Source organism: Streptomyces sp. NPDC039462, assembly GCF_055639375.1.
Genome location: NZ_JBVKAO010000006.1, coordinates 521128 through 544922 on the forward strand (window position 1 = coordinate 521128; position 23795 = coordinate 544922).

General features: G+C 70.7%; 23 protein-coding genes. 13 read left to right on the forward strand and 10 right to left on the reverse strand.

The window, feature by feature from the left end; genetic code table 11:
• Positions 1 to 25: 25 nt before the first annotated feature.
• Entirely contained in the window at positions 26 to 925 is a 900-nt protein-coding gene (locus tag ACZ7LU_RS30765) for a sterol desaturase family protein (protein ID WP_398307730.1), read from the forward strand.
• On the forward strand, positions 922 to 1617 hold the full coding sequence (locus ACZ7LU_RS30770; protein WP_471918594.1) for a lysoplasmalogenase: 696 nt from the start codon (positions 922 to 924) through the stop codon (positions 1615 to 1617). The genes ACZ7LU_RS30765 and ACZ7LU_RS30770 overlap by 4 nt, the downstream gene beginning before the upstream one ends.
• A 21-nt stretch (positions 1618 to 1638) precedes the next feature.
• On the opposite strand, the gene ACZ7LU_RS30775 is transcribed toward ACZ7LU_RS30770, so the two are convergent.
• On the reverse strand, positions 1639 to 3147 hold the full coding sequence (locus ACZ7LU_RS30775; protein ID WP_471918614.1) for a S8 family peptidase: 1509 nt from the start codon (positions 3145 to 3147) through the stop codon (positions 1639 to 1641).
• A 143-nt stretch (positions 3148 to 3290) separates the two neighbouring features.
• On the reverse strand, positions 3291 to 4838 hold the full coding sequence (locus ACZ7LU_RS30780) for a S8 family peptidase (RefSeq protein ID WP_470981307.1): 1548 nt from the start codon (positions 4836 to 4838) through the stop codon (positions 3291 to 3293).
• 360 nt (positions 4839 to 5198) lie between these two features.
• On the opposite strand from ACZ7LU_RS30780, the gene ACZ7LU_RS30785 reads away from it, so the two are divergent.
• The 3 genes from ACZ7LU_RS30785 to moaA all read left to right on the forward strand — a co-directional run bounded on the left by ACZ7LU_RS30785 (position 5199) and on the right by moaA (position 8420).
• Positions 5199 to 5609 carry a DUF485 domain-containing protein gene (locus tag ACZ7LU_RS30785; protein WP_398307735.1) on the forward strand — a complete coding sequence of 137 codons (411 nt, stop codon included), beginning with the start codon at positions 5199 to 5201 and terminating at the stop codon, positions 5607 to 5609.
• Positions 5606 to 7243 carry a cation acetate symporter gene (locus tag ACZ7LU_RS30790; RefSeq protein WP_398307737.1) on the forward strand — a complete coding sequence of 546 codons (1638 nt, stop codon included), beginning with the start codon at positions 5606 to 5608 and terminating at the stop codon, positions 7241 to 7243. The genes ACZ7LU_RS30785 and ACZ7LU_RS30790 overlap by 4 nt, the downstream gene beginning before the upstream one ends.
• A 169-nt stretch (positions 7244 to 7412) precedes the next feature.
• On the forward strand, positions 7413 to 8420 hold the full coding sequence (gene moaA / locus ACZ7LU_RS30795) for a GTP 3',8-cyclase MoaA (RefSeq protein ID WP_398307739.1): 1008 nt from the start codon (positions 7413 to 7415) through the stop codon (positions 8418 to 8420).
• Here moaA and ACZ7LU_RS30800 read toward each other — a convergent pair.
• Positions 8417 to 8647: a hypothetical protein gene (locus ACZ7LU_RS30800; RefSeq protein WP_471145388.1), complete on the reverse strand. Its 231-nt coding sequence runs from the start codon at positions 8645 to 8647 to the stop codon at positions 8417 to 8419. The genes moaA and ACZ7LU_RS30800 overlap by 4 nt on opposite strands.
• 186 nt (positions 8648 to 8833) lie before the next feature.
• Positions 8834 to 9220 carry a DUF3099 domain-containing protein gene (locus ACZ7LU_RS30805; protein ID WP_398307743.1) on the reverse strand — a complete coding sequence of 129 codons (387 nt, stop codon included), beginning with the start codon at positions 9218 to 9220 and terminating at the stop codon, positions 8834 to 8836.
• A gap of 222 nt (positions 9221 to 9442) precedes the next feature.
• Here ACZ7LU_RS30805 and ACZ7LU_RS30810 point away from each other — a divergent pair, with 222 nt between their 5' ends.
• Entirely contained in the window at positions 9443 to 9718 is a 276-nt protein-coding gene (locus tag ACZ7LU_RS30810) for a GlsB/YeaQ/YmgE family stress response membrane protein (protein ID WP_150183375.1), read from the forward strand.
• Positions 9719 to 9805: 87 nt separating this feature from the next.
• Here ACZ7LU_RS30810 and tyrS read toward each other — a convergent pair whose 3' ends face one another.
• The 3 genes from tyrS to ACZ7LU_RS30825 form a co-directional block, all read right to left on the reverse strand.
• Positions 9806 to 11074 (reverse strand): tyrosine--tRNA ligase, encoded by a 1269-nt coding sequence (tyrS, locus tag ACZ7LU_RS30815; RefSeq protein ID WP_471918595.1) that lies wholly within the window; start codon positions 11072 to 11074, stop codon positions 9806 to 9808.
• Positions 11075 to 11152: 78 nt separating this feature from the next.
• Positions 11153 to 12547 carry a metallopeptidase TldD-related protein gene (locus tag ACZ7LU_RS30820; RefSeq protein ID WP_471918596.1) on the reverse strand — a complete coding sequence of 465 codons (1395 nt, stop codon included), beginning with the start codon at positions 12545 to 12547 and terminating at the stop codon, positions 11153 to 11155.
• Complete coding sequence (locus ACZ7LU_RS30825) at positions 12544 to 14067, reverse strand: TldD/PmbA family protein (protein WP_468317125.1); 1524 nt, start codon at positions 14065 to 14067, stop codon at positions 12544 to 12546. The genes ACZ7LU_RS30820 and ACZ7LU_RS30825 overlap by 4 nt, the downstream gene beginning before the upstream one ends.
• Before the next feature lie 186 nt (positions 14068 to 14253).
• On the opposite strand from ACZ7LU_RS30825, the gene fabG reads away from it, so the two are divergent.
• The 3 genes from fabG to ACZ7LU_RS30840 all read left to right on the forward strand — a co-directional run bounded on the left by fabG (position 14254) and on the right by ACZ7LU_RS30840 (position 16229).
• Complete coding sequence (gene fabG / locus ACZ7LU_RS30830; protein ID WP_398307750.1) at positions 14254 to 14973, forward strand: 3-oxoacyl-[acyl-carrier-protein] reductase; 720 nt, start codon at positions 14254 to 14256, stop codon at positions 14971 to 14973.
• 4 nt (positions 14974 to 14977) lie between these two features.
• Positions 14978 to 15748, forward strand: coding sequence for an enoyl-ACP reductase FabI (gene fabI, locus ACZ7LU_RS30835; protein WP_468093011.1), 771 nt, complete (start codon positions 14978 to 14980; stop codon positions 15746 to 15748).
• A gap of 133 nt (positions 15749 to 15881) precedes the next feature.
• Entirely contained in the window at positions 15882 to 16229 is a 348-nt protein-coding gene (locus ACZ7LU_RS30840) for a hypothetical protein (protein ID WP_471918615.1), read from the forward strand.
• A gap of 35 nt (positions 16230 to 16264) precedes the next feature.
• On the opposite strand, the gene ACZ7LU_RS30845 is transcribed toward ACZ7LU_RS30840, so the two are convergent.
• A complete protein-coding gene (locus tag ACZ7LU_RS30845; RefSeq protein WP_398307754.1) occupies positions 16265 to 16951 on the reverse strand; it encodes a FadR/GntR family transcriptional regulator in 687 nt (228 codons plus the stop codon).
• 108 nt (positions 16952 to 17059) lie between these two features.
• Between ACZ7LU_RS30845 and ACZ7LU_RS30850 the strand changes: the two genes are divergently transcribed.
• The 4 genes from ACZ7LU_RS30850 to ACZ7LU_RS30865 all read left to right on the forward strand — a co-directional run bounded on the left by ACZ7LU_RS30850 (position 17060) and on the right by ACZ7LU_RS30865 (position 19614).
• Complete coding sequence (locus tag ACZ7LU_RS30850) at positions 17060 to 18373, forward strand: CynX/NimT family MFS transporter (protein ID WP_471918597.1); 1314 nt, start codon at positions 17060 to 17062, stop codon at positions 18371 to 18373.
• 110 nt (positions 18374 to 18483) lie between these two features.
• Entirely contained in the window at positions 18484 to 18600 is a 117-nt protein-coding gene (locus ACZ7LU_RS30855; RefSeq protein WP_107059069.1) for an SGM_5486 family transporter-associated protein, read from the forward strand.
• Positions 18601 to 18791: 191 nt separating this feature from the next.
• Positions 18792 to 19007: a hypothetical protein gene (locus ACZ7LU_RS30860; protein WP_398307758.1), complete on the forward strand. Its 216-nt coding sequence runs from the start codon at positions 18792 to 18794 to the stop codon at positions 19005 to 19007.
• Positions 19008 to 19095: 88 nt separating this feature from the next.
• A complete protein-coding gene (locus ACZ7LU_RS30865; RefSeq protein WP_398307760.1) occupies positions 19096 to 19614 on the forward strand; it encodes a SixA phosphatase family protein in 519 nt (172 codons plus the stop codon).
• A 130-nt stretch (positions 19615 to 19744) separates the two neighbouring features.
• Here the strand turns inward: ACZ7LU_RS30865 and serB are convergent, their stop codons facing one another.
• Positions 19745 to 20959: a phosphoserine phosphatase SerB gene (gene serB / locus ACZ7LU_RS30870; protein WP_398307762.1), complete on the reverse strand. Its 1215-nt coding sequence runs from the start codon at positions 20957 to 20959 to the stop codon at positions 19745 to 19747.
• Positions 20960 to 21784: 825 nt separating this feature from the next.
• On the reverse strand, positions 21785 to 23596 hold the full coding sequence (locus ACZ7LU_RS30875) for a streptophobe family protein (RefSeq protein WP_471918598.1): 1812 nt from the start codon (positions 23594 to 23596) through the stop codon (positions 21785 to 21787).
• Positions 23597 to 23795: the final 199 nt, after the last annotated feature.

Consider the following 23795-nt stretch of genomic DNA (forward strand, 5'->3'; position numbering starts at 1 on the left):
CCTGCAGCCGTTCTACGGTGCACGCATGTCCCCGAACCTGCCCGATGTCGTGCTGTGGTCCATCCCGGCTTTCGTGCTGCTCACCGTCGTCGAGATCGTGAGCCACCGGATCCATCCCGACGAGGACGCCGCCGGGTACGAGACGAAGGACGCCGCCACCAGCATCACCATGGGGCTCGGCAGCCTCGTCTTCGACCTGCTGTGGAAGATCCCGATCGTCGCGATCTACTCGGGCGTCTACGCGCTGACACCGCTGCGCGTGCCCGTCCTGTGGTGGACCATCCCGCTGATGCTCCTCGCCCAGGACTTCTTCTACTACTGGTCGCACCGCGGCCACCACGTCATCCGCATCCTGTGGGCCTGCCACGTCGTGCACCACTCCAGCCGCAAGTTCAACCTCACGACGGCACTGCGCCAGCCCTGGACGAGCCTCACGGTGTGGCCGTTCTACCTGCCGCTCATCGCCTGCGGCGTCCACCCGGCGGCGCTCGCGTTCTGCTCCTCGGCCAACCTGGTCTACCAGTTCTGGATCCACACCGAGCGCATCGGCAAGCTGCCCCGCCCCATCGAGTACGTCTTCAACACGCCCTCGCACCACCGCGTGCACCACGCGTCCCAAGGCGGCTATCTGGACCGGAACTTCGGCGGCATTCTCATCGTCTGGGACCGGCTGTTCGGCTCCTGGGTCGCCGAGACCGACCGCCCTGTCTACGGGCTGACGAAGAACATCAACACGTACAACCCCCTGCGCGTGGCGACCCACGAGTACGTCGCCATCGCCAAGGACCTGCGGGCGGCGGCGGGTTGGCGGGAGCGGGCCGGGCGGGTCTTCCGCGGCCCCGGCTGGCAGCCGCAGGCCCCCGAGGCGTCACCGGCTCCGCTGCCCGCCGCCTCCGACGCGCCGGTCCCGGAGCGGGCGGCGTGACGGGGCGGCCGCCGCCGGGGCTGCTCCTCGGTGCCTTCGGCGCCGCCGCGCTCGGCGACTTCGTCGCACTCCTCGCCGACTCCGGCCCCGGCCACGCCGTCTTCAAGCCCCTGCTCATGCCCCTCCTCGCGGCGTACGTCGCCACACGGAAAGGGCCACGGCTGCTGATCGCCGCCCTCCTCTGCGGCTGGGGCGGCGACACCCTCCTGCTCTTCGACGCCGAGCCCGCGTTCCTCGCCGGGATGGGGTCCTTCGCCGCCGGACACGTCTGCTACCTCGTGCTCTTCAAGCGGTACGGCGACACCCACAGGTACGCGCGCGGCGGTGGGTCGCCCCGCGCGCGGGGCGCGGCACTCGTGGCCGCGTACGCCCTCGCGCTCGCCGGCACCGTGGCGCTGCTCTGGCCGGATCTGCCGGCCGACATGCGGGGGCCCGTCGCGGGCTACAGCCTGCTGCTCACCGCCATGGCGCTCGGCGCGACCACGCTCGGCGTCACGGCGGCCGCGGGCGGGGCGCTGTTCCTGCTCTCGGACACCCTGATCGCGACCGGCGTCGCCGACTGGCCGCAGCCGCCGAGGCCCGACTTCGCGATCATGCTCACATACCTGGCGGCCCAGGCCCTGCTGACCAGGGGAGTGCTGAGGGCCGGGCGGCTCACGAACCGCCCGGCCCTCGCCACCGCGATGCGGTGATGTGGTGCTACTTGAGTGCTGCTACTTGCGCACGGCGTCCAACGCGTCGGCCATGCCCACGCCGTAGAAGCCGTTCTTGTTCCGGCCGCCCTCGCAGACCGCGTCCACCTTGCCGTCGCCGTCGAAGTCGTACGGGTCGGTGCAGGCCATCGCGTCGGCCTGACGGTGGAGCAGTTCCTTGATCCGCTTGGCCGAGGCGTGCGGGTGCGTCGACTTGAGCAGCGCGGCCACGCCCGCGGCGTGCGGCGACGCCATCGACGTGCCGCCCTTGTAGCCGAACTTGCCGCCCGGCAGCGTCGACAGGATCCGGCCGTCGACGGCCGGCGGGTTCGGCGCCTGGTACTTGGTGGAGTCGCCGCCCGGTGCCGTGATGTCGATGACGCCGTGGCCGTAGTTCGAGTACGACGCCTTGATGCCCTTCGCACCGGTGGCGGAGACCGTCACGACCCCCGGAAGCTGCGACGGGAGGTCGAAGCAGTCCTTGGTCTTGATGGTCCGCGGCACCGGAGTGGTGTCGTTGGGGCTCGACTTGTCGATGATCTCGTCCTGGGCGAGGTCGGTCTTCGCGTTGCCCGCGGCCGCGACGTTCACCGCGCCCTTGCGCTCCGCGTACTTCGAGGCCCGCCCGACCGCGTCGACCAGCGCCTTCTGGTCGTCGTCCGTCGTGCAGTTGAACAGCCACGGGTCGGTGTAATAGCTGTTGTTGGTGACGTCGACGCCATGGTCGGCCGCCCACACGAAGCCGCAGACGACGGCCTCCGTGTAGTACATGCCGGTCTTGGGCTCCGCCACCTTCAGGCTCGCGACCTTCACACCCGGCGCGACGCCGGTGACACCGGTGCCGTTCTTCGCGGCGGCGACCGTGCCCGCCACGTGCATGCCGTGGTCGCTCTCCCCGGCCACCGGCCGCCACGCGTTGTCCTTCTGGACGGGCACGCCGCCCAGGCAGCTCGCGGACGCCCCGCGGTCGAAGTTCGGCGCGATGTCGGGGTGCGTGTCGTCGACACCGGAGTCGAGCACGCCGACCGTGACCTTGCGGCTGCCGAGGGAGATCTCGTGCGCCTTGTCCGCCTTCATGGCGGGCAGGTCCCACTGCAGCGGCTCCAGCTCGTCCTGGCCCGCCGAGGCCTTCCCGGCCGCGGCCTTCGCCTCCGCGGCGGTCAGCGGCCGCTCCGACTCGAGGGCGTTGTCCGACTGGGCGGACAGCGGGGCCGTCCGCGTCGCGCCCGCCGAGTCGACGCCCTTCACCTGGCGGATCGTCTTGGCGAAGTCGGGGTTCGCCGAGTGGACGACGATGACGCCGATCTTGTCGTACGCGATGACGACGTCGCCGCCGGCCTTGGCGATCGCCTTCTTGGCGCGCTCCGAACTCCCCTTGCCGGGCCGGACGTTCACGACGTAACTCATCGACGAGGCGTCCGAGGACGAAGCCGAAGCCGACGTCGAAGCTGAAGCCGACGCCGGAGAGTCCGGTACCGCGGCGGGCCGCGCGGACGCCGTCCCCGGCAGGAAGGCGACGGCCGAGACCATCGCGACGCCGAGCGGCAGGGCCAGCGCGCGGCGGGAGCGCAGGAAGGCGGCAGCGGATATGTGGGCCTTGGAAGACCCAGAGGTCTCAGAGGACTCAGAGGACTTGCGGGACTTGGTGGACTCGCTCACGTTCTGTCTCCCCGTCACTTCTTCTTCACGGCGTCGAGCGCGTCGACGAGGCCGCTGCCGTAGAAGCCGTTCTTGTGCGCGCCGCCGCTCTCGCAGACCGCGTCGACGTCACCGTCGCCGTCGGGGTCGTACGGCGTGGTGGGGCACTCCAGGCGGTCGGCCTGCTTCTTCAGGATCCGCTGCAGCTCGGCGGGGCCCGCCTTGGGGTGCGTCGACTTGATCAGCGCGGCGACACCCGAGGCGTGCGGCGCCGCCATCGACGTGCCGCGCAGCCAGCCGTACTCGCCGCCCGGCATGGTGGAGAGGATGTTGCCGTTCTTCGACGGGGTGTCGGTCGGCAGCTGGTACTTGTCGCCGCCCGGGGCCGTCACGTCGACGACACCCTTGCCGTAGCTGGAATACGACGACTTGAGGTTCTTGACGCCCGTCGCGCTGGTCGTGACGACGCCCGGCAGCTGGGTCGGCACGTCGAGGCACTCGTGCGGGTCGATCGTGCGGGTCACCGGAGTGGAGTCGTCCGGGCTGGAGTCGTCGACGATCGCGTCCGCGTCCAGGTCGTGGTTGGAGTTGCCCGCGGAGGCGACGTTGAGGGTGCCCTTCTTCTGCGCGTACAGCTGCGCGCGGTTGACCGCGTCGAGGATCGCCTTCTGGTCCGGGTCGTCCTTGCAGTTGTACAGCCACGGGTCCACGTAGTAGCTGTTGTTGGTGATCTCGACGCTGTGCTCGGCGGCGAACACGAAGGCGCAGACCACGTTCTCCGGGTAGAACAGCTCGTCGACCGGGTCGGCCACCTTGATGCCCGCGATCTTCACGCCCGGCGCCACGCCCGCGACGCCGACGCCGTTGCGCGCGGCGCCGATCTCACCGGCCACGTGCGTGCCGTGGTAGTGCTCCTTCTTCGCCGGACGCCAGGCCCCGGGTGAGGTGTCGAGCCTGCCGCCGACACAGCTCGCGGACTGCGCGGCCGAGAAGTTGGGGGCGAGGTCCGGGTGGGTGTCGTCGACGCCGGTGTCGATCACGGCGACGGTGACCTTCTTGCTGCCCGGGTTGATCTTCGCGGCCTTGTCGGCGCCGATCGCCCGCAGGTCCCACTGGTCGGCTTCCATCGGCTCGGTGCCCGGCGCGGCGCTCTTCTTCAGGGCCTTGGCCTCGGCGGCGGACAGCACCTTCGCCTTGCCGTCGTCCGTGGTGGCGGCCGACTTCAGCGGCGCGGTGTGGGTCGCGCCCGCGGACTGGACGCCGCGCACGTCGCGTATTCGCCTGCCGAAGTCCTGGTCCGTCGAGTGGACGACGATGACGCCGATCTTCTCGTGCGTGACGACGACGGAGCCGCCGGCCCTGGCTATCGCCTTCTTGACGTACGCGAGCGTCTTGCGGTCCGTGCGGGTGTTGACGACGTACGCGAAGACGGGGGCGTCCTTCGCGGTCTGCGCCGACACGGGGGCGGGGGACTCGTTCGGAGCCGCGGTCGCGGCGCCGGGCACGAAGCCGACCGAGGCGGCGAGCGCGAGGCCGAGCGGCACGGTGAGCGCCGTACGACGTCTGGAACGCAGATGAGCCATGGGATCTCCACATCATCCGGATACGGAACTGCCCGAACACAGCTGGTGCTCGGGCAGGTACATGACGGGCGTGCAGGGTGAAGCTATCCCCCGAACTCCCAGGCCAGCAATGCCTCCTGGCTGCCTTCTGGCCGTGTTCCGACTGCGTTCCGGCAGAAACCGGGCAGCGGGGGCGCGTCGTGCGCGGTCCGGGGACGTTGAGCAGACAACGGAAGCAACATCAACCCCTGTCGGATCACGTCCCGTGGCCTTAGCATCGCCATCCGTGGCACACGTGATCCGCGTCACGCCGGACGTGAGGCCAGAGAACCCATGGAACAACTGTCCGTCCCCACCCCACCCGCACCACGAGGAGACTCCGTGGCCACCGACGCACCGCCCCCTTCGAAGGGTGGCGCAGGAAAAGAACCCGCTCCCCACGCGCCCTCCACGGAGGAGTTCATCCAGGTGCAGGGGAGCTCGGAATTCGGTGAACTGCGCCGCTCGCACCGCTCGTTCGCCTTCCCGCTCACCATCGCCTTCATCGCCTGGTACCTCGTGTACGTCCTGCTCTCCAACTACGCGGGCGACTTCATGGGCACCAAGCTCTTCGGCAACATCAACGTGGCCCTGATCCTCGGCCTCGGGCAGTTCCTGACCACCTTCCTCATCGCCTGGTTCTACTCGCGCCACGCGGCGGCGCAGCTCGACCCGAAGGCCGAGGGGATCAAGTCCCGCATGGAGACCCGCATGGACACCCGCACGGAGTCCCGCACGGAGGGCGACGCATGAGCCCCGCGCACACCGCCGTCATCGACCTGGCGGCCGCGTCCGACGCCTCCGAGCACCGGCCGCTGATCATCAGCCTCTTCGCCGCCTTCGTCGTCGCCACCCTCTTCATCACCGTGTGGGCCGGCCGGCAGACCAAGAGCGCCGCCGACTTCTACGCGGGCGGCCGCCAGTTCACCGGCTTCCAGAACGGCCTCGCGATCTCCGGCGACTACATGTCCGCCGCGTCCTTCCTCGGCATCGCCGGCGCCATCGCCCTCTTCGGATACGACGGCTTCCTCTACTCCATCGGCTTCCTGGTCGCCTGGCTCGTGGCGCTCCTCCTGGTCGCCGAGCCGCTGCGCAACTCCGGGCGCTACACGATGGGCGACGTCCTCGCGTACCGCATGCGCCAGCGTCCCGTCCGTACCGCCGCGGGCACCTCCACGATCGTCGTCTCGATCTTCTACCTGCTCGCGCAGATGGCGGGCGCGGGCGTCCTGGTCTCGCTGCTGCTCGGCATCACCAGCGACGCGGGCAAGATCCTCATCGTCGCCCTGGTCGGCGTCCTGATGATCGTCTACGTCACCATCGGCGGCATGAAGGGCACCACCTGGGTGCAGATGGTCAAGGCCGTCCTGCTCATCACCGGCACCGTCCTCATCACCTTCCTGATCCTGCTGAAGTTCAACTTCAACGTCTCCGACCTGCTCGGCACGGCCGCCTCCAACAGCGGCAAGGGCTCGGCCTTCCTGGAGCCCGGCCTCAAGTACGGGGTCTCCGGCACCTCGAAGCTGGACTTCATCTCGCTCGGCATCGCCCTGGTCCTGGGCACCGCGGGCCTGCCGCACATCCTGATCCGCTTCTACACCGTGCCCACGTCCAAGGCCGCCCGGAAGTCCGTGAACTGGGCCATCGGCATCATCGGCGCCTTCTACCTGATGACGATCGTCCTCGGCTTCGGTGCCGCCGCCCTGCTCAAGCCCGGCGAGATCATCGCCTCGAACAAGGCGGGCAACACGGCGGCGCCGCTCGCCGCCCTGGAGATCGGCGGCGGTGGCGACTCGACCGGCGGCGCGATCCTGCTCGCGGTGATCTCCGCGGTCGCCTTCGCCACGATCCTCGCGGTCGTCGCGGGCCTCACCCTCGCCTCGTCGTCGTCCTTCGCGCACGACATCTACGCGAACGTCATCCGCAAGGGGAAGGCCACCGAGAAGGAGGAGATGAAGGCGGCCCGCTGGTCGACCGTCTTCATCGGCATCGTCTCCATCGCGCTCGGAGCCCTGGCCCGCGATCTGAACGTGGCGGGCCTCGTCGCCCTCGCCTTCGCGGTCGCCGCCTCCGCGAACCTGCCGACGATCCTCTACAGCCTCTTCTGGAAGAGGTTCACCACGCAGGGCGCGCTCTGGTCGATCTACGGAGGCCTCATCGCCGCCGTCGGCCTGGTGCTGTTCTCACCGGTCGTCTCGGGCAAGCCCAGCTCGATGTTCCCCGACGCGAACTTCGACTTCTTCCCGCTGGAGAACCCGGGCCTGATCTCCATCCCGCTGGGCTTCCTGCTCGGCTGGCTCGGCTCGCTCCTCTCCAAGGAGGAGCCGGACAAGGGCAAGTACGCCGAGCTGGAGGTCAAGTCCCTCACCGGCGTCGGAGCCCACTGACCGGCATTTGTTCACATGTTCGTAGCGGCCGCGTCGTAGAGTCCTACGACGCGGCCGTACCGTTCCTCGTGGCAAATGGCCCATGGCGTTGTCAGAGGTGTCGCGTAAGGTCGAAGGCAGTGGGACCCATGGGACCCATCCGTATCGGACCGCCGGGGAGGGGGCCGCAGTGCTCATCGACACGTTTGGCCGCGTAGCCACTGACCTGCGCGTATCGCTGACCGACCGCTGCAATCTGCGGTGCACCTACTGCATGCCGGAGGAAGGCCTGCAGTGGCTGGCCAAGCCGGACCTGCTCACCGACGACGAGATCGTCCGCCTGATCCGCATCGCCGTCACACAGCTCGGCATCACCGAGGTCCGCTTCACCGGCGGCGAGCCCCTGCTGCGCCCCGGCCTCGTCGGCATCGTCGAGCGCTGCGCCCAGCTGGAGCCCCGCCCCAAGATGTCCCTGACGACGAACGGCATCGGTCTCAAGCGCACCGCTGCGGCCCTCAAGGCCGCCGGACTCGACCGGGTCAACGTCTCCCTGGACACCCTGCGCCCCGACGTCTTCAAGACGCTCACCCGGCGCGACCGCCACAAGGACGTCCTCGAAGGCCTCGAAGCGGCCCGCGACGCCGGCCTCACCCCCGTCAAGGTCAACACCGTCCTGATGCCCGGGCTGAACGACGACGAGGCCCCCGACCTCCTCGCCTGGGCCGTCGCGAACGACTACGAGCTCCGCTTCATCGAGCAGATGCCCCTCGACGCCCAGCACGGCTGGAAGCGCGACGGCATGATCACCGCGGGTGACATCCTGCAGTCCCTGCGCACCCGCTTCGAGCTCACCGAGGAGGGCTCGCAGGAGCGCGGTTCCGCGCCCGCCGAGCGCTGGATCGTGGACGGCGGCCCGCACCGCGTCGGCGTCATCGCCTCCGTCACCCGCCCGTTCTGCTCGGCCTGCGACCGCACCCGCCTGACGGCCGACGGCCAGGTGCGCACCTGCCTCTTCGCCACCGAGGAAACGGACCTGCGCGCGGCCCTGCGCGCCGCGCCCGACGACACGGCGGACGGCTCGGACGAGGAGATCGCCCGCATCTGGAAGCTCGCGATGTGGGGCAAGAAGGCCGGCTCCGGCCTCGACGACCCGTCGTTCCTGCAGCCGGACCGCCCGATGTCGGCGATCGGCGGCTAGCCGTCCCCGTCGGCGGCCTCGCGCGCCCGCCACTCGTCGAGCGGCACGACGTCCTTCAGCATGCCGCGCACGCCGAGGAACTGGGAGAGGTGCTCGCGGTGTTCACCGCACGCGAGCCAGGTCTTGCGCCGCTCCGGGGTGTGGATCTTGGGGTTGTTCCAGGCCAGTACCCACACCGCTGCGACGCGGCAGCCCTTGGCGGAACAGATCGGGTTTTCGTCACTCACAGTCGCGTCCAAGTGCTGCGAACAAGGCGACGCCGAGCAGCCACGGGGGGAGCTGCCCGGCGTCGGTCTGTCGCTCCGACGGGGGATGCGGAGCGCGTACGAAGTATGTCATGGGGGACCCGCCGACCGGCACTGGAACTACACGATTGATCTGAGGTTTTCTTGAGCTTGGCGCAACGTCGACGGTCAGTTCGGCTCGTGCGCGGCACCGCGTCGCTGGTCGTGCGCGGGGCCCAGGGGATCTTCCGGGACGGATTCCGCGGCGGCTGCCGCGACGGGCGGCGCGAGCATTGGCCGAGAAGGAGCGGGCACGAACGTCGACGGCAGCGAAGGCGGCGACTCCCGCCCGGCGTTGGCGATCACGACGGAGATGTACGGCAGGAGAACCCCGAGCACCAGAGCGACGAGCGCGACGTGCCGCTCGACGTTCCACAGCACGGCGGCGGCCACCACCGACACCGTACGGACCGACATCGAGATCACGTACCGTCGCTGCCTGCCGCGCACGTCCTCCGCGAGACCCTGCCGGGCCCCCGTGATCCGGAAGACCTGGCCGCTGCTCTGCTTCCGCATCACATTCCACCGCCCTGTCCGCTGTGCCGGACTCTCCGCGGTACCTGCCCCGGTCCGGCCCCTCAACGTTACGCCGCGGCTGCGCAGCCTACGAGACCGGGGCGGGCCTCATCCCGGTGCCCCTCCTGCGCCGCGCCACGTATGGCCGAGCCCGACATGCGCCGTATGGCGGACGGGTCGAGACTGGCCGTAATGCTCATCTGAGCCGACTAGGAGGCAGCTATGGGCTGGTTGTGGGCCATCATCGTGGGTTTCGTGCTGGGTCTGATCGCCAAGGCGATCCTCCCCGGGAAGCAGCACAGTCCTCTCTGGCTGACCACGGTGTTCGGCATCATCGGAGCCGTTCTGGGCAACTGGCTCGCGACTCAGTTCGGCATCAACGAGACCAAGGGCATCGACTGGGGCAGGCACGCGCTCCAGCTGGTCGCGGCTCTCGTGGTCGTCGGCCTCGGTGACGCGGCGTACACGATGCTCCGCGGCAACAAACGACGGGCTTAGCCGCACACGGAGGGGCCGGTCCACGCGGACCGGCCCCTTTCGCGCTCGCGTGGTGCGGGCGTGCCGTGGTGCGGGCGTGCGGGCGGGTCAGCCCGCCGTGACCTCCACCGCGGCCAGGTTCTTCTTGCCGCGGCGCAGGACGAGCCACCGCCCGTGCAGCAGATCCTCGCGGGCCGGCACGGCGTCCTCGGCGGCGACCTTCACGTTGTTCACGTAGGCACCGCCCTCCTTGACCGTGCGCCGGGCGGCGGACTTGCTCGCCACCAGACCGACCTCGGCGAGCAGGTCCACGACCGGACCGAGCTCGGCGACCTCGACGCGCGGCAGCTCGGAGAGGGCCGCGGCCAGCGTCGCCTCGTCCAGCCCGGCGAGCTCGCCCTGGCCGAAGAGGGCCTTGGACGCGGCGATGACCGCGGCGCACTGGTCCGCGCCGTGCACCAGCGTGGTCAGCTCCTCGGCGAGCGCACGCTGCGCGGCGCGCGCCTGCGGACGCTCCTGGGTCTGCTTCTCGATCTCCTCCAGCTCCTCGCGGGACTTGAAGGACAGGATCCGCATGTACGTCGAGATGTCCCGGTCGTCCGTGTTCAGCCAGAACTGGTAGAACGCGTACGGCGTCGTCATCGCCGGGTCGAGCCAGACCGCGCCGCCCTCGGACTTGCCGAACTTGGTGCCGTCCGACTTGAGCATCAGCGGCGTGCCCATGGCGTGCACCACGGCGTCCGGCTCCAGGCGGTGGATCAGGTCGATGCCCGCCGTGAGGTTGCCCCACTGGTCGCTGCCGCCGGTCTGCAGGGTGCAGCCGTACCGCCGGTAGAGCTCCAGGAAGTCCATGCCCTGGAGGAGCTGGTAGCTGAACTCCGTGTACGAGATGCCTTCCTGGGACTCCAGGCGGCGGGCCACGGAGTCCTTGGTCAGCATCTTGTTCACCCGGAAGTGCTTGCCGATGTCGCGCAGGAACTCGATCGCGGACAGGCCCGCCGTCCAGTCGAGGTTGTTCACCATCGTCGCGGCGTTCTCGCCCTCGAAGGACAGGTACGGCTCGATCTGCGAGCGCAGCCTGGCCACCCAGTTCGCGACCGTCTCCGGGTCGTTCAGCGTGCGCTCGGCGGTCGGCCGCGGGTCACCGATCTGGCCGGTCGCGCCGCCGACCAGCGCCAGCGGACGGTGCCCCGCCTGCTGGAGCCGGCGGACGGTGAGGACCTGCACGAGGTGTCCCACGTGCAGGCTCGCCGCGGTCGGGTCGAAGCCGCAATAGAACGTGACGGGACCGTCCGCGAGCGCCTTGCGCAGTGCGTCTTCATCGGTGGACAGGGCGAAAAGCCCCCGCCACTTCAGCTCGTCGACGATGTCCGTCACGGGTCTCGCGTCTCCTTGGATGTGCTGATGGGATGCACTGAGTGCTGATGGGATGCACTGGGAGTGCAGTCTCCGAGGTTATACGCCCTGGCTGACCGAACTCATATTGAAATCCGGGACGCGCAGCGCGGGCATCGCGGCCCGGGTGAAGTAGTCGCCCCACTCGCGCGGCAGCGTCTTCTCCGTGCGGCCCGCCTCGGTGGCCCGGCCGAGGAGGTCCACGGGCGACTCGTTGAACCGGAAGTTGTTCACCTCGCCCACCACCTCGCCGTTCTCGACGAGGTACACGCCGTCCCTGGTAAGACCGGTGAGCAGCAGCGTCGCCGGGTCCACCTCACGGATGTACCAGAGGCAGGTCAGCAGCAGCCCGCGCTCGGTGGCCGCGACCATCTCGTCGAGCGAGCGGTCGCCGCCCCCGTCCAGGACGAGGTTGTCGACGGCCGGCGTCACCGGCAGTCCGGTCAGGCCCGCGCTGTGCCGGCTGGTCGCGAGGTGAGCGAGCTCACCGGCGCGGATCCACTCGGTGGCGGCCAGCGGCAGACCGTTGTCGAAGACGGAGGCGTCACCGCCCGAGGAGTGCGCGAGCACGAAAGGCGCCGACTCCAGACCCGGCTCGTACGGGTCGCTGCGCAGCGTCAGCGGCAGCTCGGTGACGCGTTCGCCGAGGCGCGTGGCGCCGCCCGGCTTGGAGAAGACCGTGCGGCCCTCGGCGGCGTCGCGGGCCGACGACGACCAGTACTGGTAGATCAGCAGGTCGGCGACGGCGGTGGGCGGCAGCAGCGTCTCGTACCGCCCTGCGGGCAGCTCGACGCGCCGCCGGGCCCAGCCGAGGCGCTGGGCGAGCTCCGCGTCGAGCGCCGCCGGGTCGACGTCCTTGAAGTCACGGGTGGCCCGCCCCGCCCACGCCGACTTGGTGCGGTCCGGCGACTTGGCGTTCAGCTCCAGCGTGCCGTTGGGCTGGTCGTGCCGCAGCCGCAGCCCCGTCGACGTACCGAGGTAGCTCGACACGAGCTCGTGGTTCGCGAAGCCGTACAGCTCGCGCCCGCCCGCACGAGCCCGTGCGAACGCCTCACCGAGCGCCGGAGCGAAGTCCGCGAAGACCGCGGACGAGGTCTCCACGGGCGCCTCGGTGAAGTCGGGGGACGCGGCGTTGCCGGTCACCAGCGGCTGCGCGTCCTCGGCGGGAGCCGCCCCGCGCGCCGCCTCCTCGGCGGCCCGCACCAGCGGCTCCAGGTCGTCGGCGGTCACGGCGGAGCGCGTCATGACACCGGACGCGGTGCCCTCCTTGCCGTCGACGGTCGCGATGACGGTGAGGGTGCGGCCGCGGGTGACGCCGTTGGTGGTCAGCGCGTTGCCCGCCCAGCGCAGGTTGGCCGTCGACTCCTCGTCGGCGATCACGACGCAGCCGTCGGCGGTGGACAGTTCGAGGGCGCGCTCGACGATCTCGTGCGGCTTGGTGGCGCTGCGGCTCATCGACCGGCCTCCTGCGTGGTGTTCAGAATGTTCACGCCCCGGAACAGGGCGGACGGGCAGCCGTGCGACACCGCGGCGACCTGGCCGGGCTGGGCCTTGCCGCAGTTGAAGGCGCCGCCGAGGACGTACGTCTGCGGGCCGCCGACCGCGGCCATCGAGCCCCAGAAGTCGGTGGTCGTCGCCTGGTAGGCGACGTCCCGCAGCTGCCCGGCGAGCCGCCCGTTCTCGATCTTGTAGAAGCGCTGCCCGGTGAACTGGAAGTTGTACCTCTGCATGTCGATCGACCACGACCGGTCGCCGACCACGTAGATGCCGCGGTCGACGCCCGCGATCAGGTCCTCCGTGGAGAGCCCGCCAGGGTCCGGCTGGAGCGACACGTTCGCCATGCGCTGCACCGGCACATGGCCGGGGGAGTCGGCGTACGCGCAGCCGTTGGAGCGCTCGAAGCCGGTGAGCTTCGCGATCCGCCGGTCCAGCTGGTAGCCGACGAGCGTGCCGTCCTTGATCAGGTCCCAGGACTGCGCGGCCACGCCCTCGTCGTCGTACCCGACGGTCGCGAGCCCGTGTTCGGCGGTCCTGTCACCCGTCACGTTCATCAGCGAGGAGCCGTACGCAAGCTTGCCGAGCTGGTCGAAGGTGGCGAACGACGTGCCCGCGTACGCCGCCTCGTAGCCGAGGGCGCGGTCCAGCTCGGTGGCGTGGCCGATGGACTCGTGGATCGTCAGCCAGAGGTTGGACGGGTCGACGACGAGGTCGTACGAACCCGCCTGGACGCTCGGCGCCCGCATCTTCTCCGCCAATTGCTCGGGGATGCGCTCCAGCTCGCCCTGCCAGTCCCAGCCGGTCCCGGTGAGGTACTCCCAGCCGCGGCCGACCGGCGGCGCGATCGTCCGCATCGAGTCGAACTCGCCGGTCGAGCCGTCCACGGCCACCGCGGTCAGCTGCGGGTGCAGGCGCACGCGCTGCTGCGTGGTCACGGTGCCCGCCGTGTCCGCGTAGAACTTGTTCTCGTGCACGGTGAGCAGCGAGGCGTCGACGTGCGCGACCCCGTCGGCGGCGAGCAGCCGCGCGCTCCAGTCGGCGAGCAGCCCCGCCTTCTCCTCGTCGGGCACGGAGAACGGATCGATCTCGTACGAGGACACCCACGTCCTGTCCGCGTGCACGGGCTCGTCCGCGAGCTCCACTCTCTCGTCGGACCCGGCGGCCTTGATGACCTGCGCCGACAGCTTCGCCATCGCCACGGCCCGCGACGCGACCCGCGCCGCCGCGTCCATCGTCATGTCCACACCCGAGGCGAAGCCCCAGGTGCCGCCGTGCACCACACGGACCGCGTATCCGAGGTCCGTCGAGTCGGAGGTGCCGGACGGCCTGGCGTCGCGCAGCTGCCAGGACGCGCTGCGCACCCGCTCCAGGCGGAAGTCCGCGTGGTCGGCGCCGAGCGCCCGCGCGCGGGCGAGCGCGGCGTCGGCGAGAGCCCGCAGCGGCAGCGCCGTGAAGGCTTCATCGATGGAATGAGGCACGGATGTCTCCCTGCTGTCGGCACCGGTCAGGTCCGATCATGTCGCGCACCACGGCCCGAGGGCCAGGGTTTTCTGTAGGGACCCGACAGCGACTCCTCCGAGCCACTGTCGGTCGTCGATTCTCCGTATCGCGGGAGGTACCGATAGGTTTTCGAGGTACCAGACCGCTATCGAAAGGGTGATCCGTTGAGCCGCTCGGTTCTCGTCACCGGAGGAAACCGGGGCATCGGCCTCGCCATCGCCAGCGCCTTCGCCGAGGCCGGCGACAAGGTCGCGATCACCTACCGCTCGGGCGAGCCGCCGAAGGTCCTCACCGACGCCGGCGTCCTCGCCGTCAAGTGCGACATCACCGACGCCGAGCAGGTGGAGCAGGCCTACAAGGAGATCGAGGAGAAGCACGGGAACGTCGAGGTCCTGGTCGCCAACGCCGGCATCACCAAGGACCAGCTCCTGATGCGCATGTCCGAGGAGGACTTCACGTCCGTCCTCGACACCAACCTCACCGGCACCTTCCGCGTCGTCAAGCGCGCCAACCGCGGCATGCTGCGCGCCAAGAAGGGCCGCGTCGTCCTCATCTCCTCCGTCGTCGGCCTGCTGGGCGGCGCGGGGCAGGCGAACTACGCCGCCTCCAAGGCCGGTCTGGTCGGTTTCGCCCGCTCGCTCGCCCGCGAGCTCGGTTCGCGCAACCTCACCTTCAACGTCGTCGCCCCCGGTTTTGTCGACACCGACATGACCAAGGTGCTGACGGACGAGCAGCGCGAGGGCATCGTCTCTCAGGTGCCGCTCGGCCGTTACGCGCAGCCCGAGGAGATCGCCGCCGCGGTGAAGTTCCTCGCGTCCGACGACGCCTCGTACATCACTGGAGCCGTCATCCCCGTTGACGGCGGATTGGGCATGGGTCACTGATCACATGAGCGGAATTCTCGACGGCAAGCGCATCCTCATCACGGGTGTGCTGATGGAGTCCTCCATCGCCTTCCACGCGGCGAAGGTCGCTCAGGAGCAGGGCGCGGAGGTCATCCTGACCGCCTTCCCGCGGCCCACCCTCACCGAGCGCATCGCCAAGAAGCTCCCCAAGCCCGCCAAGGTCATCGAGCTCGACGTGACCAACCAGGAGCACCTGGACCGCCTCGAGGGCATCGTCCGCGAGGAGCTCGGCGGCCTGGACGGCGTCGTCCACTCCATCGGCTTCGCCCCGCAAGACGCCCTCGGCGGCAACTTCCTGAACACGCCGTTCGAGTCGGTGGCCACGGCCATGCACGTCTCGGCGTACTCCCTGAAGTCGCTGACCATGGCCTGCCTGCCGCTCATGCCGGAGGAGGGCGGCTCCGTCGTCGGCCTGACCTTCGACGCGCAGTTCGCCTGGCCGCAGTACGACTGGATGGGCCCGGCCAAGGCCGCCCTGGAGGCCACCAGCCGCTACCTGGCGCGCGACCTCGGCTCCCGCGACATCCGCTGCAACCTCATCTCCGCGGGTCCGCTCGGCTCCATGGCCGCCAAGTCCATCCCGGGCTTCTCGGACCTCGCGAAGGTCTGGGACACCCGCTCCCCGCTGAACTGGGACATGGCCGACCCGGAGCCCGCGGGCCGCGGCATCGTCGCCCTGCTCTCGGACTTCTTCCCGAAGACCACCGGCGAGATCATCCACGTCGACGGCGGCGTGCACATGATGGGCGCCTGACCAGGTCGTACGTACGTTTTCGAGGCCCCGTCCCCCGCAGCGCGCGGGCGGCGGGGCCTCACCCGTTCGGCCCCCCGGCCGGGCGCCCCGGGGAGAGTGCCGCGCACTCTGAAGTGTGCGTCTCTCCGGTGTGGTGCCCGTGGCTCTCGCTCTGGCGGTCGTCGCGCCGAGCGCCGCGCCGCCAGAACCGCCGCGCGCGGGCGCGGGTGCGGACGGGCAGGCGGACGTGCGGGCGGAGAAGCCGCGGCCGCGCCCCTTCGGCTCGGAGTGCCGCACCGGCGTCGTCGGCTCCCACGTCGTCGCGCACTGCCACAACCCCTACCCCGAGACCGACCGGGTCCGCCTCCACGTGGAGTGCTACCGGTGGTGGGACATCGACACCGACTCGCGCCCCGTCGAGGCCGCACCGGCGATGACGGTGCGCCTGACCGGACGGTGCTGGAAAGAGGTCCGCGCGGTCTGGGTCAGCCACGAGAAGTGAACCGCTGCCTCGGCCGCGAGGGGTGAGCCGCCCCGTCAGCCGCCGGAAGCGAGCCGCTCCGGACGGCACATGAAGGGGTAGCCCGCCGCCTCCGAAGCGGCGGCCTCCACGTCGCCCGCGCGGATCGCGTCCACCAGGCGGGCGTGGTCCATGTGGGACTCCGGGGTCAGCTCCTCGCCGATGTCCTCGCGCAGCCAGTCCCGCAGCACCTCGCCGAGGTCCGCGTACATCGCCATCATGACGTCGTTGTGCGACGCGGCGACGACGGCCATGTGGAACGTCGCGTCGGCCGTCACGAACGCCTCCGCGTCCCCGGACGCCCAGACCTCCTCGCGGCGCGCCAGCAGCGCGTCGAGCTGCTTGAGGTCGCGCTCGGTGCGGCGCTCCGCGGCGAGCTTCGCGGCACTGGACTCCAGCGTGCTGCGCAGCTCGGCGATGTGCCGAGGGTCCGCGTCGGCGAACCGGCGCTGCATCACGCCCGCGAGCTCGCTCGTCGCGACCACGTAGGTCCCCGAGCCCTGCCTGATGTCGAGCAGGCCGTTGTGCGCGAGGGCCCGCACCGCTTCCCTGACCGTGTTCCTGGCCACGCCCAGCTGCTCGACCAGCTCGGGCTCGGTGGGGATACGGGAGCCGACCGGCCACTCGCCCGACGAGATCTGGTTGCGCAGCTCGGAGATGACCTGCTCCGAGAGCGCCGAACGGCGAGGGGTGGTCAGCGGCATGACGCTCCTTCGAGGGAGACCTGTGGGTGAGCAGTGTGAGCAGTGGTGTGAGCAGTGTGACGTAAACGGATTGGACAGCCAATCATCCCATGATTCTATGATGGCCCTATGGCTAGTGAGGAAACCGGGACGATGACGCCGACAGCAGCACCCCCGACACGCACGGGAGCGACCGAGAAACAGGCCCCCACGCGCGCGTGGGCGACGCGACTCGTCGTCGTGGGCATCGTCCTTGCGGCCATGAACCTCCGCCCCGCCATCACCAGCCTCGGCGCCCTCCTCGAAGAGGTGCGCGACGGCCTCGGCATGAGCGGCACCCTCGCGGGACTGCTCACCTCCGTGCCGCCGCTCTGCTTCGCGTTCTTCGGTGTGATGGCGCCCCGCCTGGCCCGGCGCTTCGGGCCGAGCGCGGTGGTGTGCGTCGGCATGGCCGCCATCGCTTCGGGTCTCGTGATCAGGCCCTTCATCGGCGGCACCGCGGGCTTCCTCGCGGGCACCGCCCTCGCCCTCGCGGGCATCGCCGTCAGCAACGTCCTGATGCCGGTCATCGTCAAGCGCTGGTTCCCCGACCGGGTCGGTTCCATGACCGGTCTCTACTCGATGGCCCTCGCGTTCGGCACCTCCATCGCGGCGGCCGCCACCGTGCCCCTCACCGACGGCCTCGGCGGACGCTGGCAGACCGGCCTCGCCGTGTGGGCGGTGCTCGCGGTGGTCGCCGTCGTGCCGTGGATCCCGCTCATCCGCGACCGGGGCACGGCCGCCGCCGAGGCCCCGGAGCACATCAGCCCCGCCGTGCGCCAGGAGGACGCGGGGCTGCGCATCACCCACAGCCGCACCGCGTGGGCGCTCGCCGTCTTCTTCGGCCTTCAGGCCACGGCCGCGTACATCACGATGGGCTGGATGCCGCAGATCTTCCGCGACGCGGGCGTCCCCGCGGGCGAGGCGGGCGTGCTGCTCGCCGTCACGATGGCCATGGGCGTGCCCCTGGCGTTCGTCATCCCGAGGGTCGCCACGCGCCTGACCAACCAGGGCCCGGTCGTGATCTTCCTCGGCGCGTGCGGACTCGCCGGCTACGCGGGCCTCTACCTCGCCCCCGCCGGCGGCGCGTGGGCCTGGGCGCTGCTGCTCGGCGTCTCCAACTGCGCCTTCCCGCTCGCCCTCACGATGGTCGGGATGCGGGCCAAGAGCAGCGTCGGCGTGGCCAAGCTGTCCGCCTTCGCGCAGAGCACGGGCTATCTGATCTCGATCCCGGGACCGCTCCTCGTGGGCGTGCTCTACCAGCACAGCGGCGGCTGGGGGCTGCCGATCGCGCTCATGGCGGCCCTGATGGTGCCGCAGATCGTCATAGGTACGCTCGCGGGCCGCAACCGCACGGTCGAGGACGAGGTGGCGGCCAGGGCCGCCAGGGCCACGGCGGCCTGATCCCCGCAGGCGGGGGAGGGCCGCCCCCGCCTGTGAGGCGGCCCGACCCCGGCGGAGGGGGGCCCGACCCCGGCGGAGGGCGGGTGGGCAAAGGGTGCGAGACTGGCCGCATGCCCGTCCTCGACCCGAACCCCCAGAACGGCCAGAAGAAGCTGCTCATCGTGCTCGGCGCGATGCTGGCCATCACCGTGATCATCGGCATCATCGCCTCCATCGCCTCACCGTGAGACCGGTGCCCACGACGGCCCGAACGGGCTCCGGCGGGGCGGATGGTGGGGCTAGCACCCCCATCCCCTAGGGGGTCAGTATCAGGGTCAAGTGGGTGGATCTCCGGATGGGTTGAGGGTCGCCGATCACCTAACTTCGAATTGTGACCGCGAAGACGCGGCACGGACCATTCGAAGACCACGGAGGCGGCATGTCGGCCCGATCGCACACCCGGCGCGACCCGGCCCAGTCGGGCAGCGTCGAGATCCAGCTCCCCTGGTGGGCCATCGCCCTCCCCGCCGTCGCCTTCGCGGCCCTGCTCCTGCTCATCCTGAATCCCGTGGACGCGCACGCGGCGACCGGCGAGCCGGCCGTCACACACCTCCTGGAGCGGATACGGACGCTGGTCCTGCGCACGGCCTCCTGACCCCTCCACCACCGGGCCCGTCACCCGCGCCGGGGCACCACGCCAACTCCCTGCGCCCCATGGCACGTTTCATGCGAAGCTGGGATGCATGAGCGTCGCAGAACCCCGCAGGATTGTCCTCTTCCGGCATGCGAAGGCCGACTGGCCGCAGGTTTCCGACCACGAGCGGCCGCTCGCGGAGCGAGGCCGCCGGGACGCCCCCGTCGCCGGGCGCAAGCTGGCCGACAGCGGCATCACCTTCGACCAGGCCCTCTGCTCGACCGCCACCCGGACCCGCGAGACCTGGAAGCTCGCCGTCCAGGAGCTGCCGCAGCGGCCGAAGACCGTCTACGAGGAGCGGCTGTACGAAGCCTCTCCCGGCGAGCTGATCGCCGTGCTCAACGAAACCCCGGACGACGTGCAGAACCTCGTCCTGATCGGCCACAATCCCGGCGTGCAGGGCCTGGCCCACGTCCTCGCCGGGGAGGCCGAGGGCGACACCAGAACGCGGCTGGAGCGCCGGGGCTTCCCGACCGCGGCCTTCGCCGTCCTGACGTACTCCGGCTCGTGGAAGGCGCTCGAGCCGGGCGTGGCCACGCTCGTCGACTACTGGGCACCCTCCGAGTAGCCGCCTCCCCGTCCACCGTGAAGGGCCCGGCACACAGTGGGTGCCGGGCCCCTTCGACATGGATGACAGGTAGGGGTACGTCTATAGGCGTACGTCTATCGGGTGCACGTCAGCCGTCCGCCCTCAGCTGTCAGTCCAGGTGCATGTCGGCCGCCTCGACCTCTTCCCGGGTGATCCCGAGGAGATAGAGGACGGTGTCCAGGAAGGGGACGTTCACCGCGGTGTGCGCGGCCTCGCGGACCACCGGCTTGGCGTTGAAGGCGACACCGAGCCCCGCCGCGTTCAGCATGTCGAGGTCGTTCGCGCCGTCACCGATCGCGACGGTCTGCTCCAGCGGCACCCCGGCCTCCGTGGCGAACCGGCGCAGCAGCCTGGCCTTGCCCGCGCGGTCGACGATCTCGCCGGTGACCTTGCCGGTCAGCTTGCCGTCGACGATCTCCAGGGTGTTGGCCTGCGCGAAGTCGAGACCGAGGCGTTCCTTCAGATCGTCGGTGACCTGGGTGAACCCGCCCGAGACGACGCCCACTTGGTAGCCGAGGCGCTTGAGCGTGCGGATGAGGGTGCGGGCGCCCGGCGTGAGCCGTACTTCCGAGCGGACCTTGTCGACGACCGACGCGTCGAGCCCCGCGAGCAGCGCCACGCGGGCGTGCAGCGACTGCTCGAAGTCCAGCTCGCCGCGCATCGCGGCCGCCGTCACCTCGGCGACCTCGGCCTCGCACCCGGCGTGCGCGGCGAAGAGCTCGATGACCTCGTCCTGGATGAGCGTCGAGTCGACGTCCATCACGACCAGGCGCTGGGCGCGGCGGTGCAGGCCCGCAGAGACGACCGCGACATCCACGCCGAGCTTCGCGGCCTCTATGGCGAGGGCCGTGCGCAGCGTCTCGGTCTCGGTGCCGGACACCGCGAACTCGACGGCGGTGACCGGGTACTTGGCGAGCCGGAAGATACGGTCGATGTTGCCGCCGGTGGCCGTTATCCGGGCGGCGATCGCGGCCGTCGACTCCGACGTCAGCGGGTGGCCGAGCACGGTCACGAGCGAACGCCCGAGGCCGCGCGGCCGGTTGTCGCCGATACCCGAGATGATCTCGGCCTGCATCTTCATGGACTCCGCCCAGCTGTGGACGGTGGCCCGAAGGTCGCCCTCCAGGCCGGCGGGCGGCTCGGTCACGAGCGCGCACAGCACGATACGGCCACGGGTGACGACCTGCTCGATGTCGACGACGTCGACGGAGTAGGCGGCGAGGGTGTCGAAGAGGCCGGCGGTGATGCCGGGGCGGTCCTTGCCGAAGATCTTGACTAGGAGTGTCGGGATGTCGGCGGGCTGAGGGGGCTGCGAAGCACTCATGGTGATCCCTACGGTATCCGCCCTCTTCCGGCCCCCGCCCGCCCGGTCCGCCACCCGGACACCCCCCACTGCCGGCCCCCTGTCCTGCGCCACCTTGCCCTGTCTTGCCCTGCCTGCGCCTCGATCCGGCCTCGCGGTGTCTCGCTCCGATCCGTCAGCGCCGTGCCGCGCCCTTATCCAGAGGCCTCATCGTGTGGTGTTCTGCCGCGCCGTGCGCCGGCGTCGCCACGGTCTGGCCTCGTCGTGTCTCGCCTCGCCCTGATCCGGCGTCGCCCTGTGCTCCGGTCCGGCCTCTCCTGCAGTGCCGTGCCGGGCCTTGCTTGCCGGTGCCCCCTGCGCTGCCCCGTTGTTCCGTCCCGGTGTGTCTGATCGGTGTCGGTTTCGGTCTCGTGCTGGGTGCGCCCGCCGCTGGTCTGCCGTGGGCCCTGGTCCGGCGCGGGTGATCCTGGCCCGCCGCTTCGCGGCGGATCTCTCCCACCCACCCACCCGTTTGCCCCGCGACGCCTCCTCGCCGTAGGGACGGGGCGGGGCGCGCCCAGGTGTGGCCGACGACCCGGTTCGGTTGCTCCGCGCCGCCTGCCTTCCCGTAGGGGCAGGGCTTCCGACCCGCTCCCGTTCCGGGCAGGTGGGCTGGGGGTGCACGGAGTGCTCCGTGTCCTCGGAGGACCCGTTCCCGTTTCGGGCGCGTGGGCTGGGGGTGCGCGGGGTGCTCCGCGAGTGCTCCTCCTCGGCGGGGCCGGGGCCGGCGTGGCCGGCCCGATCCCGTTGTGGGCAGGCGGGCCGCGGGCGGCACGGGTGGGCACAACCCACGGTGCCGGGTGCGGGTTAGTTGGGCTTGCGTGGGGTTTTTGGGGGTGGTGGGGGAGGAGGAGGTGGTGGGGGCCAGTCGGTGGAGCGGGAGCGGCGGCGGGGCGGTGGGGGTGGGGGGACCATCGGGCCCATGACCGTCGGGGCGCCGGAGACGTCGTCGCTGGGCGCGGACGGCGGTGGACGTAGGTAGGGGTTCGTGTCCGGGTTCGGCGGTCGGTGCGGAGTGCCTGGGGTGTAAGGCCCGGCACCGGAAGTACCCGAAGTGCTGGAAGTACCCGAAGCGCCGGAAGCGCCGGAAGTGGTCGACGGTCCGGTCGTCCCCGGCTGCGTCGACGCCAACGCGAACCGCGACGCCCCACCCCCCGCCGCCCCCGCGGCCACCGCGAGCAACGCCCCCGCCACCCCCGCCCCGAACCCCCACACCGCCCCCAGCAGCACCGCCATCCCGAGCCGCCCGTGCAGCTCGACCCCCGCGCCGAACGCGTCGAAGCCGAACACGGAGAGCGAGGCGTCGGCGGAGACCTCGGACAGCCATGCCAGGAGGGGAAGCCCGACCGCCGTCACCACCCCGAGCCGCACCCCGCACAGGCCCACGAACCCTGGGGCGGACGTCTTGGCGCGCACCTCGCCCACCTCGGATGCACCAGCTGTAACCCCCACGCCAGCTACACCGCGTACAGCATCTACACCCCGTATATCCCGTATATAAGGAGTCCGTACCGCCGTCAGCACCCCCGCGAACACCATCGTCACCGCCGCCGCCACGCCCAACAACCAGACCCTGTCTTCCAGTTCCGCGAGCCGCCCGAGTGTGAGCGCCTTGTCGGACGGGCCCGTCAGGAGGTCGTCCACCGGGTCCGGCAGGAACCGGCGGAGCTCACCCGTCGCCGTGCCGTCCCACGGCACGAAGAGGCCGACGGACAGGCCGAGCCACACGCCGTTCGGCGCCCCGAGCAGTGCGGCGCCGGCGATCCGCTCGGGGTGGTCGTCGCCGACCATCGCGTACGCCGCCGCGGCGAACCCCGCCGCGACCGCCACCAGCACCACCGTGACCAGCGCGGAGACGGCCGGCCGCACCACCCGGTGCAGCCCGCCGAGGGCACGCGGCAGCGGCGTGCGCCGCGACGCGAGCAGCGCGACGAGCAGGACGCCGGTCACCCAGACCGCCCCACCGAGCAGCGTCGGCCCGGTGTCCACGGTGAAGCCGACCGAGGCCTCCGCCTCGACCAGGTCCCCGAGCCGGTCGGGGAGGAGCCCGCCGATGTCGTCCCCGATCCCGCCGGGCAGCTTGTCGCCGATGCCGTCCGGCAGCCCGTCGATGCCCTCCTCGATCCCCTTGTCGATGCCGAGCTCCTTGCCGTCGATCGTGATGACGTCGTGCCCCGCCCAGGCGAGCCCCGCGAGCATCGCGACGAAGAGGGCGACCACCGCGGCCGCACGCGCGGCGAGCTCGCCGGGGGCGATGACGGCCCCCGCGGCGCGCAAGGAGCGCAGGAAGAAGTGGGCGAGGAACAGCGCGCCGACCAAACCCACACCGAGTGGCGCAATATCGACTGTTGTGGTCGCCTCGGCGCTGTCCAGGCCGAACGCCGACACGTCACCGGACGGTGTGACCGAACCTCCCGCACCCAGCGCGACGGTCGCCGCCGTCATCGGCCCGAGCGCGGCGATCGCGTCCGCGCCGAGCAGATGAAGACCGAGCGCGGCCGTCCCCGCCATGCCGACCAGCGCCCAACTGACCGCGGCGATCGCGGAGAGCAGCACGTCACCCCACCGCACACCCCGGCTCTCGCCTCGATGACCGCCTCGGTGATCGTCGGCCTGCATCAGGACCCCCCGGACCGCGGCGCGTTGCCCTGAATGCACTTAATGCTCTCAATGAGCATGATCCGTATGCACTGATGGGCACTGATGGGCGCTTCCTATGCTCCGGGCCGATTTCTTCCCCGTCAACGGGGCAACCCGTCACGCCCGTACGCAGTCTTCACAAGGCCCGACTTTCGGTCAGAGCCCTCCTCCTGAAATA

Bases quoted from the DNA above. Each gene is read 5' to 3' on its own strand.
- ACZ7LU_RS30765 (WP_398307730.1), top strand. From the start codon at position 26: ATGTCCCCGAACCTGCCCGATGTCGTGCTGTGGTCCATCCCGGCTTTC.
- ACZ7LU_RS30775 (WP_471918614.1), bottom strand. From the start codon at position 3,147: ATGGTCTCGGCCGTCGCCTTCCTGCCGGGGACGGCGTCCGCGCGGCCC.
- ACZ7LU_RS30780 (WP_470981307.1), bottom strand. From the start codon at position 4,838: ATGGCTCATCTGCGTTCCAGACGTCGTACGGCGCTCACCGTGCCGCTC.
- ACZ7LU_RS30790 (WP_398307737.1), top strand. From the start codon at position 5,606: ATGAGCCCCGCGCACACCGCCGTCATCGACCTGGCGGCCGCGTCCGAC.
- ACZ7LU_RS30805 (WP_398307743.1), bottom strand. From the start codon at position 9,220: ATGCGGAAGCAGAGCAGCGGCCAGGTCTTCCGGATCACGGGGGCCCGG.
- ACZ7LU_RS30810 (WP_150183375.1), top strand. From the start codon at position 9,443: ATGGGCTGGTTGTGGGCCATCATCGTGGGTTTCGTGCTGGGTCTGATC.
- ACZ7LU_RS30820 (WP_471918596.1), bottom strand. From the start codon at position 12,547: ATGAGCCGCAGCGCCACCAAGCCGCACGAGATCGTCGAGCGCGCCCTC.
- fabI (WP_468093011.1), top strand. From the start codon at position 14,978: ATGAGCGGAATTCTCGACGGCAAGCGCATCCTCATCACGGGTGTGCTG.
- ACZ7LU_RS30845 (WP_398307754.1), bottom strand. From the start codon at position 16,951: ATGCCGCTGACCACCCCTCGCCGTTCGGCGCTCTCGGAGCAGGTCATC.
- ACZ7LU_RS30850 (WP_471918597.1), top strand. From the start codon at position 17,060: ATGGCTAGTGAGGAAACCGGGACGATGACGCCGACAGCAGCACCCCCG.
- ACZ7LU_RS30855 (WP_107059069.1), top strand. From the start codon at position 18,484: ATGCCCGTCCTCGACCCGAACCCCCAGAACGGCCAGAAGAAGCTGCTC.
- ACZ7LU_RS30860 (WP_398307758.1), top strand. From the start codon at position 18,792: ATGTCGGCCCGATCGCACACCCGGCGCGACCCGGCCCAGTCGGGCAGC.
- ACZ7LU_RS30865 (WP_398307760.1), top strand. From the start codon at position 19,096: ATGAGCGTCGCAGAACCCCGCAGGATTGTCCTCTTCCGGCATGCGAAG.
- serB (WP_398307762.1), bottom strand. From the start codon at position 20,959: ATGAGTGCTTCGCAGCCCCCTCAGCCCGCCGACATCCCGACACTCCTA.
- ACZ7LU_RS30875 (WP_471918598.1), bottom strand. From the start codon at position 23,596: ATGCAGGCCGACGATCACCGAGGCGGTCATCGAGGCGAGAGCCGGGGT.